General features: G+C 28.2%; 11 protein-coding genes. 2 read left to right on the top strand and 9 right to left on the bottom strand.

Features of this window, described 5'->3' with window-relative positions; all coding sequences use genetic code 11:
• Position 1: 1 nt before the first annotated feature.
• From ACFYH6_RS04655 to ACFYH6_RS04630, 6 genes are all read right to left on the bottom strand, one after another.
• Positions 2-1,021: a 3-oxoacyl-ACP synthase gene (locus ACFYH6_RS04655; RefSeq protein ID WP_416180293.1), complete on the bottom strand. Its 1,020-nt coding sequence runs from the start codon at positions 1,019-1,021 to the stop codon at positions 2-4.
• A gap of 277 nt (positions 1,022-1,298) precedes the next feature.
• A complete protein-coding gene (locus ACFYH6_RS04650; RefSeq protein WP_316345345.1) occupies positions 1,299-2,186 on the bottom strand; it encodes an alpha/beta hydrolase in 888 nt (295 codons plus the stop codon).
• 182 nt (positions 2,187-2,368) lie between these two features.
• Entirely contained in the window at positions 2,369-3,691 is a 1,323-nt protein-coding gene (locus ACFYH6_RS04645) for an acetyl-CoA hydrolase/transferase family protein (protein ID WP_316345344.1), read from the bottom strand.
• A gap of 410 nt (positions 3,692-4,101) precedes the next feature.
• A complete protein-coding gene (locus tag ACFYH6_RS04640) occupies positions 4,102-5,142 on the bottom strand; it encodes a nucleoid-associated protein (protein ID WP_316345343.1) in 1,041 nt (346 codons plus the stop codon).
• Between the two features lie 89 nt (positions 5,143-5,231).
• Entirely contained in the window at positions 5,232-5,888 is a 657-nt protein-coding gene (locus ACFYH6_RS04635) for an HAD family phosphatase (protein WP_316345342.1), read from the bottom strand.
• Positions 5,889-5,992: 104 nt separating this feature from the next.
• Entirely contained in the window at positions 5,993-7,417 is a 1,425-nt protein-coding gene (locus ACFYH6_RS04630) for a PTS transporter subunit EIIC (RefSeq protein ID WP_416180292.1), read from the bottom strand.
• Positions 7,418-8,218: 801 nt separating this feature from the next.
• Between ACFYH6_RS04630 and fba the strand changes: the two genes are divergently transcribed.
• Entirely contained in the window at positions 8,219-9,082 is an 864-nt protein-coding gene (gene fba / locus ACFYH6_RS04625; protein WP_316343768.1) for a class II fructose-1,6-bisphosphate aldolase, read from the top strand.
• 94 nt (positions 9,083-9,176) lie between these two features.
• Here the strand turns inward: fba and ACFYH6_RS04620 are convergent, their stop codons facing one another.
• Both ACFYH6_RS04620 and ACFYH6_RS04615 read right to left on the bottom strand, forming a co-directional pair.
• A complete protein-coding gene (locus ACFYH6_RS04620) occupies positions 9,177-9,992 on the bottom strand; it encodes a ZIP family metal transporter (protein WP_416180291.1) in 816 nt (271 codons plus the stop codon).
• A gap of 119 nt (positions 9,993-10,111) precedes the next feature.
• On the bottom strand, positions 10,112-10,672 hold the full coding sequence (locus ACFYH6_RS04615; RefSeq protein ID WP_416180290.1) for a class IV adenylate cyclase: 561 nt from the start codon (positions 10,670-10,672) through the stop codon (positions 10,112-10,114).
• Between the two features lie 214 nt (positions 10,673-10,886).
• Between ACFYH6_RS04615 and ACFYH6_RS04610 the strand changes: the two genes are divergently transcribed.
• Entirely contained in the window at positions 10,887-11,936 is a 1,050-nt protein-coding gene (locus tag ACFYH6_RS04610) for an HD-GYP domain-containing protein (RefSeq protein ID WP_416180289.1), read from the top strand.
• A 153-nt stretch (positions 11,937-12,089) separates the two neighbouring features.
• Here the strand turns inward: ACFYH6_RS04610 and ACFYH6_RS04605 are convergent, their stop codons facing one another.
• Positions 12,090-12,923 carry a prephenate dehydrogenase gene (locus ACFYH6_RS04605; protein ID WP_416180288.1) on the bottom strand — a complete coding sequence of 278 codons (834 nt, stop codon included), beginning with the start codon at positions 12,921-12,923 and terminating at the stop codon, positions 12,090-12,092.
• Positions 12,924-13,000 lie beyond the last annotated feature (77 nt).

The following is a 13,000-nucleotide window of genomic DNA, read 5'->3' as shown; positions in this document are numbered from 1 at the left end:
ATTAACACTCTCCCCATTTTATTACGTTAGCAGACCATACATATCCTATTCCTGCAGCTATCATTAAGACTACAGAACCATCCTTTACCTTTCCTGATTCTAATGCAAGTTTTAGTGAAAGTATTTGGTCTATTTGTCCCATATGACCATAATCTGATAAATAAATTGATTGTTCTTCTGTTAATCCCAATTCCTTTAACATATAATCATGCATAGATTTTTTAAAATGTAATACTGCTAAGTAATCAATATCTCCTCTCTTTAATCCTGATTTATCTAAAGATTTATCAATACACTCAAACCAATTAGGCATGGATATAGAGTTTAATCCATCCTTCATATGTTTGGCATTCATAAGTCTTAATGATTTATATCCTTCTTCAATATTATCTTTATTAAAAGGATTCATAATTCCACCTATTTCAACTCCTGCATCTCTAGCGAAATCTCCGTCTGCCTTTATATGAGATCCTAAAACCAGATTTTTATTTATATTTTTCTTTAAAATTATTGCTCCACCACCAGCAGAAAGGTTGTACATCATTGACATATTAGAATCCTTATAATCTACAAAGTCTCCATTTCTATATCCGCCAACTATCATAATTGTATTAATATCTTCATCTGCCAATAACATGTCCTTTGCCATTTTTATTGCTGATACTGTAGTACAGCATCTATTTTGTACATCTATTCCCCAAGCATTGGTAGCTCCAATTTTCCCTTGAATATACAAAGCTGATGTAGTTAGTGGATATTCCTTCCACTCTTCACCCATACATAGAATTACATCTATTTCTTCTGGTTTCAAATCAGCATCTTTTAATGCCTCTAAAGCTGCACGCACTCCCATTTCTTGAGTTCCGTCATCATCTCCAGGTATTGTCTTTTCTACTATTCCTAATTTCTTTATTACTGCTTCTTGGCTCCAAACTCCATTTGTAGCCTCTGATATTTCTTTTGCTGTCATTTTATTATTAGGAATATATAATCCTAATCCAGCCACTCCAACATTAACCATATGAACTACCTCCTAAATCCTTCAAGTATGTAAGTGTTTACTTTCATTTAGATTGTAATCCTTTTCTGTAAATAATGTCAATACAGCTTTTAGTATTTACTAAAATATTCTGAAAACGATACTTTTCATTAGAATTTTTTAACAAACTACTAAATTTATATATATAACTTTTCTAACCTATAATATTTTTTTATAAATTGAATAATTAATTATTTAATATGCACATAAAGGAATGCTTCAATTTTATCTTTATCATTGTTACATCCCTTTATTATTTCTATAAGAATTTATTTATTTCATCAAGAAGCTTGTCCATACAATCTATCATAGGTGAATGACCAGAGTTTGTAAGTATAACTATTTTTGAGTTCTTTAAGAATCTATTAGTATCCTCTGCCATACTCATAGGAACTACATAATCTCTATCACCTTGCAAAATTAATACTGGAGCTTCTATTAAATCACATCTATTGCTACCATCATTTACTCCATTGCTCTCATTACTCATATTAAAGGTAGCTAAAGCATAATCTACGTCTACTAAATTTCTTTGAGTTAACATATCTTCTAAATATTCTTCATATAAACTCTCTTTAGGTTTATTATGTGTATAAATTGCTGCATTCCATAACATTCTATAAAACTCTTTATTTTTGCTTGCTAAAGCATCTAAAACAGGTTTTACTTGTACTGGATCTTTTGCAATTTCTTCTTTTGTTTTTAATAATTCATTAGTAGGCATTCCATTCTCATCTTTCTTAGGAATAGGATATCCCTTAATTCCTACTGATTCTAATAAAATTACCTTTTCTATTTTCTCCTTAATATTTGCAGCTAATTCTAATGCTACTCCTCCACCAGTAGACCATCCTATAACTGAACATTTATCGATATTTAATTTCCATAGAAACTCTTCTATATCTTTTGCAAAATCATTTAATGAATTAATTGGATTATTGTATGTTGAACCACCAAATCCTCTCATATCCACAGCTATAATTCTATATTTATCACCTAGCCTTTCCACAAGTATGTCCCAATGTTTTGAAGATGACATATTACCATGTATAAGAAGCAATATCTTTTCTCCTACTCCTTCTTCTCTATATGCTAATGTTTCTCCATTAGATAATATAACCTTCTGTAAATTATTAAAATTACTCATATAATCCCTCCACTTGAAAGTAATCGCTTACATTATATAGTATTATATTATTATATCCAGTCAGAATATTCAATCTATTTTTATAAAAAATTAAAATATAATTTATAGTCTATTATTAATTAATAAATTAAAGAGAGACTATAATAAGCCTCTCTTTAAAAATATATAATCTATTTTTTTGTTTAATATATTATTCCAAATTCCTTTGCTTGAATATATAATTCTTCTCTAAACTTTGGATGAGCTATATTAATTAATCTTTCTACTCTTTCTGCAATGGTTGTCCCTCTAAGTTCAGCAACTCCATATTCAGTTACAACCATATCTACATCATTTCTTGATAAGCTTACAGCTGCCCCTTGCTTTAAAAATGGTACAATTTTAGAAATTTCTTCTTTTTCACCAGTTTCTTTATTTCTAACCATAGCAGTTGAATATAGAGCTATAAATGAACGTCCATTCTTAGACATTTGAGCTCCTACAGCAGTATCAGATTGTCCACCTGTGGCACTAAATTGCATTGGCCCAATTGATTCTGATGCACATTGACCTGTTAAATCTACTTCTATAGAAGTATTTATTGAAACCATATTATCATTTTGTGCAATTACATATGGATCATTTGTCCAGAATCCATCCATCATCATTACTGAAGGGTTATCGTCTAGGAAATCATAAAGTTCTCTTGTTCCTAAAGCAAAGCCTGTAACATGTTTTCCGTAATTAAAATTCTTTTTCTTTCCTGTTACAACTCCTGCCTTTATTAACTTCATTATTCCAGTAGTAAACATTTCTGTGTGAACTCCTAAATCCTTTTTATCCATTAATGAAGCTGCAACAGCATTAGGAATACCACCTATTCCAAGTTGAATACAATCTCCATCATTAATTCTTTCTGCTATTAATTTCCCTATTACTAAATCTTTTTCATTAGGTTCAACTTCTGGTAGCATTGGAGGTTGATAATCAGTTTCTATTACATAATCAACATCACTTATATGAATTTCTACATCTCCAAAGGTTCTTGGATAATTCTTATTTATTTCTAGTATTACTAAATCAGCATCTTTTAAAATTCTTTTTTCATAAATATTACTTAAAGATAAAGATAAATATCCATGCTTATCTGGAGGGGTAGCTGTTCCCATGTAAATATTAGTTTTTTTATGGAATTGTCTCTTAAAGGCTGTTAAATGTAAATGGTTTGGTATAAGTGATATATTACCATTCTTTTGTGCTTTTCTCATAGGTCCTGTATAAAACCATCCATCCATTCTAAAAGAGTCCTTATAAGCTGGATTCATAAAATATTCAGCCGGTTCTTGTGGTAAACAAGTTGTCACTGTAACATCTTTCACTCTATCTGCTATCTTATGTAAATTTCTTGAAATTTCTTTTGCTTCTGCTGCACCTAGTCCTGTAACTATTACATCTCCACTTTTAATTAAATTCAAAGCTTCCTCAACTGTAATATATTTCCCTTTAGATACATTTTCTTCTCTCATGTTAATCCTCCTCAATTTTATACGCTCTAAAGCCTTATAAACTATCATTTTTATATAATTTCTACTCTAATAATGTTTAGTAAAAATGTCATTTCTACACATAATATATACTTTCATAGTAAACCTTTCCATTTTGCTTGTCAATAGAAGTTATTAAGTTTTATTAATTTCTAAATAATATTAATTATTATTTAGAGCAATTAATATTTTAAATTTGATTTTGTTAACAATATGAAGTTTATTCATTTATTATTTCTTTTATTATTAATTTAAATTTTAACATCATCATTTTTAGCAAATTAATAATAAAAAGTGTATCTACTATTTTATTATTTTTAGAATAAATCTAAATATAATAAAATTAATAAATACACTTCAAACATATATAGAAATTACTACTATTCTAATCTTTACTTTTCAATATAATTTATAACATGTTTAATTATCATATTTATACTGCCATCACCGTTTCTTTGAATTTCAAATCTAGTTCCATCGTGGTAGGCTTCTTCATTAATATACAAATCAATATCCTTATCTATTTTTAATCTAACTCTTTTTAATTTCTTCTCAACCCATTGTTTATCTATTGCTATTTCTTCTTCGAGACCATGACTTTTTACAAAGGTAGCAAAGTCATTTTTAATTTGAGGTTCTTCTTTAAAAAGTTCATTAGATAAATCCTCTATATTAATCTTATCTTCTTCCTTTAACTTTGCTTTAACTGCTGTTCTTATTCTCTCTGCCTTATCAGCATCTTCAACAATATTGCTTCTGGTCCAATTTTCAGCAGCCTTTAAAAATGTCTTTGTCATATCTCTCTCATTATTTATAATTGAGCATCCAAGGAAATTACTTATAAAATAATTAGCTCCATATTCATCTTCATCTTTACTTTTTCTTTGTTTATCAATAACCATAAGATTATAGTCTTGATTTTCTCTAATAGGCTTTATAAATGCAGCTTTTTGTATTCTTTGACTGCTTGCTGGAAGTCCTGCTGCTTGTGGGACTATATCTATTCCTATTTTATTTTCTATAAACTCAACTTTATGAGTGAAGTTTTTTACATAATCCATCTTTAATATTCCTATCATTGGACCTTGATCAGTAACTAATGATACTATTATTAAGTCACAGGATGGAATATTAGTATTACCCTTCATTATAATAAATAACTGTCTTGCAAGCTCCTTAGATAGTGAAACCAAGTCTTTATCTATTCCATTTAAATAATCTTGAACTACTTCTTTTACTATATTTCTTTCAGGATTAAATATAGCATACTTTAATTCTTCATCCTTAAAGCATTTTTCTAAATGTCTATGTAGGAATGTATATGTATCTTCATTTAACTCAAGACTATACTCATTTAATACAGGCTCATCAGTATTTGAATCTACAATATGAATTACTGCCTCTTGTATATTAATATCACTTATATATTCCATATTTTTTGGACCATTATAAAATAGTTAATAAATTCTTTAACAGTCCAAATTCACCACCTTTACCTTTTGTTCATATTATTATGTCTAATTTATTTTAAATCTTCAATTACATCTATTACTTCTTTTAAATTATTTAATTTTCTATAAGCTAACTCTTCTATTTCCTTTTCCGGTTCCTTCATATCTGGAATTATTATAACTTTGAATTTTCCTCTACTTGCAGCAATAACACCAGCTTCTGAATCTTCAAGAACTATGCAATTTCTTGGATTTACTTCTAATTTTTTAGCAACATTTAAAAAAACTTCTGGATTAGGTTTTGATTTTTTAACTTCATCGCCACATAATACATAATCAAAATATTGTAATATATTTGCTTTTTCTAAGTGGCCTAATGCAATTTCTCTGTTTGATGATGTTGCAACTGCTTTCTTAATATTGTTATTAGTTAAATATTCTAATAATTCATCTAATCCTTGTTTTTTTTCTGCTCCATCTATTAATAAATCAAGATTAATTTTTCTTTTTTCCATCATATATTCATCTACATCTACTCTATCTCCATACTCTGAAATTAATGTATTTCTACAACTTTCATAATTAGTTCCAAGTAATTTATGAAATGTCTTTAATTCAAAATTAATATTAAATTTCTTTCCAGCTTCTATCCATGATGAATAAGATAGCTTTTCTGTATCAAATATTAGTCCATCCATATCAAATATAACTAATTCAACTTTATCCATTTTTCCTCCTATGTAACTTTTCTATTTATATATTATAATATAAATTTATAAAAAAAATAAGATTTATATCTCTTTTTGATATAAATCCTATTATATTAATTTAATTATGCATTCTTAACATCTACGTCCTTAATTACAAAGTAAGTAATAATAAATCCAGCTATATAAGAAACTAATAGACCTATAAAGTAATTAACCATACTTCCTGGTTGCATTATTGGAATAGCTACTAATCCAGATGGACCCCAAGCTGTAGCTAGTACATGTGTAAGCATTACATAAGCTCCACCAAATCCTGCTCCAAGTCCAGCAGTAATGAATGGTTTAAACATTGGAAGAGTAACTCCATATATTAATGGCTCTCCAACTCCTAAGAATCCTGCAGGTAATGCACCTGTAATAACCTTTTGTAATCTGATATTCTTAACTTTTCTAGCTATAAAGTAAATTGCTATTGCAGCACCAACTTGTCCAGCTCCAGCCATTGCAAGTACTGGGAATAATGAAACTCCACCCATAGCTTCTAATTGAACAGCATAAATTGGAATTAATCCATGATGTAATCCAAATAAAACCATTGGTAAGAATAATGCTGATAAAAGGAATCCGCTTATTACACTAACAACTGGATTTGAAGAATTAATAATTACGCTTAAAGCAGCTACTAATTTATCAGATATAAATCCAGCTAAAGGCATTATTACAAATACGAATAATATTCCTGTTATTAATAATGTTAGTAATGGAGTTAATATTAAGTCTAAAACATCTGGCACTCTCTTACGAATTGCTTTTTCAATCTTAGCAAGTATATATACGCCAAAAATTACACCTATAATACCACCTTTTCCTGTTGTTAAAATAGATTTTAGTGGAAATTCTTCATTATATAATCCCATCATAGTAGATAAAGCTACTATATTAGCACTAATTGAAATAGCTCCAACCATACCACCTAGTGCTTCTGTTGCACCAAATTGTTTTGCTGAGTTAATACCAGTATAAATAGCAAAGTATGATAAGAATCCACCACCTATTAATGCAAACATTAATTGTGTAGCTTTCCAGAATCCTTCTGCTGGTAATGTTCCTTGTCCTTGTAATGTAGAAATTAAACTTCCTAATCCATTAAATATACCAGCTGCAATAATTGCAGGTATTAAAGGAATAAATATATTAGCAATTGTATTTACTAACTTTTTAAAATTATTTTGTTTTTGATTTTCTTTTATTGCTTGTTTATTATCTTTCCAGTTTTCAGTTGCTACTCCATCACTAGGTAGTCCTAATTCTTGAACACATATATCTGTAACTTTTTTAGCCTTACCAGGTCCTAATACTACTTGCAAGTAGTTGTTAGATTCAACAACACCTAGTACACCATCAGTATTTTTTATTTCTTCAACTTTTACTAAACTATTATCCTTTATAGTAAGTCTAAGTCTAGTCATACAGTTAGCAGCCTTAACAACATTCTCTTTACCACCAACTAAATTAACAATAATCTTAGCTAATTCTAAATTTGTCATAAAATCTCCTACTTTCCTTTATTATTTTGAAATGAATTTAATTTTATTCCTATTACCCATTTCCTATTGTGAAGTATCTTTAAAACCCTTTTCACAATTCCTTGAAAATACTAATATGATAGCTATAATTTATTTATAATACACTTTTTTTCTTATTATCATATCTACTTAGCTGTAAATATAATTAATATCTGTTGTATCATTATTAACATTATTATTTAAATATTGTAAATAGTAATAATGTTATTTTTACTTTAGAATTATAATTTTTATTTTCACACCTCCTTTATTATATATTGCTCTATAAGCTATATAAATTTAGGCAATGCTCCTAAAGTGTAATTTATATAAGTGATTCCCTACCTGAAATTTATATTATTTTATATATTTATATATAATTATTTAGATATAGAAAATATATTCCCTATCTCTAGTAATAAAATAAATATATAAATGCCTTTTTCATTATAATAACATATTATTGAAATATCATTTCACTTTTTAGCTAAATTTATTACTTTTGTATTAAAGCACAAAATTTTCATTATATTTTATATATTTTATATATTTGTATTGATTTTATTTATAAATTGTTATTTGAATTTATATTTTATTATATAAATATAGTAAATATCACATAATTTTTATATATTGGCAACTAATTTCTAATTTTATTGTTTAAATTAAAGTTATTTTGAGTTATAATATTAACGATGAGTTCAACTTTTTAGTTGTAACTTTTTATACAGTTAGCTACATAGCTTAATTGTAATAAAATATATAGTATGGAGGTTTTATACCATGTTAGTTTCAGCAAAAGAAATGTTAAACAAGGCTAAAGCGGGAAAATACGCTGTAGGTCAATTCAATATCAACAACTTAGAATGGACTAAGGCAATATTATTAACTGCTCAAGAAAATAATTCACCAGTTATATTAGGAGTTTCAGAAGGAGCTGCTAAATATATGTGTGGTTTCAAGACAGTAGTTGGAATGGTAAACGGAATGATGGAAGAATTAAACATCACTGTACCAGTTGCAATTCACTTAGACCACGGTAGCTATGAAGGTGCTTTAAAAGCTATGGAAGCTGGTTTCTCATCAATAATGTTTGATGGATCTCACTATCCAATAGATGAAAATATAGCTAAAACTAAGGAAATGGTTAGATTAACTTCAGAAAAAGGATTATCTTTAGAAGCTGAAGTTGGTTCAATCGGTGGAGAAGAAGACGGAGTTGTTGGTGCTGGAGAAATCGCAGATGCAGCTGAATGTAAAGCAATTGCTGACTTAGGAGTTACTATGTTAGCTGCTGGTATTGGTAACATCCACGGAGTATATCCATCAAACTGGAAGGGTTTAAGCTTTGATGCTTTAGAAGCTATAAGCAAAGTAACTAACAATGTTCCACTAGTATTACACGGTGGTACTGGAATTCCAGAAGATATGATAAAGAAAGCTATTTCTTTAGGAGTTTCTAAAATCAATGTTAACACTGAATGTCAATTAGCATTTGCTGAAGGTACTAGAAAGTACATCGAAGCAGGAAAAGACTTACAAGGAAAAGGCTTTGACCCAAGAAAGCTTTTAGCTCCAGGATTTGAAGCTATTAAAGCTACAGTTAAAGAAAAAATGGAATTATTCGGATCAATCAATAAAGCATAATTCCATTAATATAAAGGAGTGCCACAGAAATGTGGTACTCCTTTATTTTTTAATTTAAACTAAAAGTTTTAGCTTAAACTAATATTTAAATTATTTATCCTAAAGCTACATCTAAAGCCATCATAACAATAAATCCTAAGATAAGTCCTAATGTAGTTAACTTCTTATTTTGTATTGAAGCCTCTGGCAATAGTTCTGCACCTACTACAGCTATCATTGCTCCTGCTGAAAATGATAATAAAAATGGAAGTAAACTTCTTACGGATAAAGCTGCAATAACTCCTATAACTCCTGAAATAGGCTCTACAAGTCCTGAGGCTTGCCCATAAAGAAAACTTTTTGTTCTTGATAATCCTTCACTTCTTAAGGGTAATGAAACTGCTGCTCCTTCAGGGAAGTTTTGAAGGCCTATTCCTAAAGCAAGTGTAAGAGCTGCTGCAATACTAGTTCCTGGTATTCCTGCTGCTACTCCCCCAAAAGCCACACCTACAGCTAATCCTTCTGGGATATTATGAAGAGTTACAGCTAAAACCAAAAGAATGCTTTTTCTATATTTAGCTGCTTTTGAAATATTCTCATCCTCTTTATTTAATATAACTCCATAAGAATAAGTATCCATTAACTTATCCGCAAAAATTAAAAATGCACCTCCTAAAAAAAATCCTATTGAAGGAATAACAAATCCCGAATATCCAAGTTCTTCCGAAAGTTCAATGGCTGGACTTAAAAGAGACCAAAAGCTAGCTGCAACCATTACTCCAGCACCAAAACCTAACATTGTGTTTAAAATTCTCTTATCAAATTTCTTAAAGAAAAATACTACTCCAGCTCCTAAAGCAGTTACTGACCAAGTAAATAAAGTTGCAAGTAACCCTTGAAAAATTGGGTTTAACCCTATAAACCATTCCATATTATATCCTCCTTAGTATTTATATAAAATCCTTAATTATAATTTACTAAGAAGAATATATTTTTGTTACAACTAATACTACTAATGTAAAAAATTTGCCGAATTTTAATTTAAATATTTTATAGTCCCTTGCCTTCTCCCTTAGATAATCCTCTTTCCTCTAACAATTCATAAATGGTCTTTGATGTAGTATCCTCTATTGTATATCCTAATATACTTAATATTTCTTTAAGTCTCTCTTCTGAATAAGTTTCAATTTCTAAATAAGGAAAAGGACAAAAGCTCTTATCATTAATATCTATTTCAACTAAAGAATCCTTTATTTTATAGCTTTCTCTATATTTTTTTATTGATTGCTTTAAAGATAAGCCTAAAGAAGTAAATATTTTACTTGCAGCTTCCTTATCTTCCACTATGGTTTCATTTTCCTCCATTTCCTTGAAGGTACCTTGACTTAACATTTTCTTTGTAGTCATATACACTACTTCTTTATTATTAAGTTTATCATCTGTAATTCTTATTCTTGCATATCCTTTTGCATTTAAAAGTCTATTATCTTCAAAATCATATATATTATTTATTTGATATTCTTCCTTTACCTTTTCTGCTCCAATATTATTTAAAATTCCTCTAATTTTATCAACATCTATATCAACTACTCTTGTTTCTAATTCTTTCATAATATCACTCCTTAAAATTTATATGAATTATTATAACACATATACTATTTTAATATATCTTACTAATATAATTTAGATCTCTCTATTTTTTACCTAAATACATTATTTTACTAAAAACCTAAAATTTATAAACCTTTCTTCGATATAATAATTAAGGAGTTTAATAAAGAATTTGTTTTCTTACTTAATATAAATATATTTAGGGGTAAATTTTATGAATAATAAAAAAGAAATTATAGATATAATAAATTTAAAAGCTGGTATGATAACTTCTAATGATATTGTTTTTAATGGAACTGTATTAGTTGGAAAGGGTATTAAATTAACAGAGCAGATGTTAGATAAACTTAAATCTCTTTATGCCTTTGATAAAGTTGAGGTACTTAGTAATGAAGAAGTTTCTAAAGAAGTTATTGCTATAGAAGAAGCTAAGACTACTTTAATAAATGTATCAAATAGTGTTGAATATATATTTACTAACTCTACTAATCTTAAATCATCAAATACAAATGAAATAAATGAATATGCTAAAAAGCTTCTAAGCCAAATTAAAGTAAATAATAATATAATAAAAAGTATAATTCTTAATGGTAGTGGAGAAGATTCCATTTATATGCATTCAGTAAATGTGGCTGTTTTAAGCTATTTACTCGGCAAATGGGCTAACATATCAGAAAGTAAATTACATGCTTTAATATATGCCTCTCTTCTTCATGACTTTGGTAAAACCAAAATTGATAAAAAAATAATTGATAAACCTACAAAGCTTACTAAAGCAGAATACGAAATAATAAAAACTCATCCTATTCTTGCTTATAATGATATAAAAGATATTCCCTTTATAAGTCAATCTGTTTTATATGGGGTATTAATGCATCATGAAAGATGTGATGGTAGCGGTTACCCCCTAAAGTTAACTGGTGATCAAATCCATAAATTTGCTAAGATAATAGCAATTGCAGATACCTTTGATGCCATTAATTCTAATAGAGCTTATAAGAAAAGGAAAAAACCTCTTCAATCTTTAAAAACAATAAAAGAAGAAAGCCTAACAAAATTAGATTATTCCTTATGTAATACCTTCTTAAAGGGTTTAGAAAGTTATTATATTGGCCAAAATGCCTTATTAAGCAATAATGCACAGTGTAAAATCATACAAATGAATCTTAATGACTTAGAATCACCTTTAGTATTTTCTAATAATGAATTTATAGATTTAAGTAAATCTAGAGATTTATCTATAATTGAGTTATTAAATAATTGATAAATAAAAAAGGACATAGATATTATATTCTTTGTGACCTTTTAGGCTACAAGTGACCAGAATATAATATCTATCTCCTCATATACTGAAGGAAAGAAGTTTCTTCCTTAATTCTACATTTTACATTATTCATTTTTCATTATGCGAAATCGCCTATAGTTTTTCTCTTCTTTTACTTGATTTAATAAATAAGTTCTTTAATTCCTCTTCATCTTCATTTACTATAGAACTTTTTATTTTATTTAGTTCCAATAAGAAGTTATCTATTGATTCTAATAAATTCTTCTTATTTCCAAAGAACAGTTCACTCCATAAATCTTCATTAATATTAGCAATTCTAGTTAAGTCTCTATAGCTATCTCCTATAAAACTTCCAGTGTCTCTTCCCTCTTCATCGCTATTAATTAATGCCACAGCAATAGCATGAGGTAACTGACTTGTAAATGCAATCATCTTATCATGATATTCTGGATTTATTCTCTTTATCTTTTTAAAACCCATATCATAAATAATATTTTCTAAGAGCTTTATATTTTCTTCCTTATTTCTATCCGTTACAGTTATTAAATAATTTGCGCCTTTAAAAACCTCTTTTGATGCATAATCTATTCCTTTTTTCTCCCTACCAGCCATAGGATGACCAAAAATAAAATCTATTCCTTCTGGCAATATAGCTAGTATATCATCAACAAAATGCTCCTTTATTCCTGTAGCATCAGTTATTATAGTACCTTTTTTTAAATAATTCCTATTCTCATGAATGAAGTTTTTAACTAACCTGGGGTAAAGAGAAATAATAATTAAATCAGCTTCTCCTATTATTTCCTTACTATCTACATAACCTTCTTTAATCAGCCCAAGTTCCTTAGCTTTTCTTAAAGTTTCTAAATTACTATCTATTCCATAGACATCCTCATAACCTGCTGCTTTAAGCGCCATAGCATAACTACCACCAATGACACCAAGCCCTACTATTAAAATATTCATAAATACCCCCAAACTTGAAATTTGAAAAATGAAAGAATTAATAATGAAATAATTATGGAGATAATTCAGACAAGCTG

This window comes from Clostridium sp. HCS.1 (assembly GCF_047900555.1).
GTDB lineage: Bacteria > Bacillota > Clostridia > Clostridiales > Clostridiaceae > Clostridium.
Note: the sequence above shows the minus strand (reverse complement) of the source record. Positions and strands in the feature narration are given on the sequence as shown.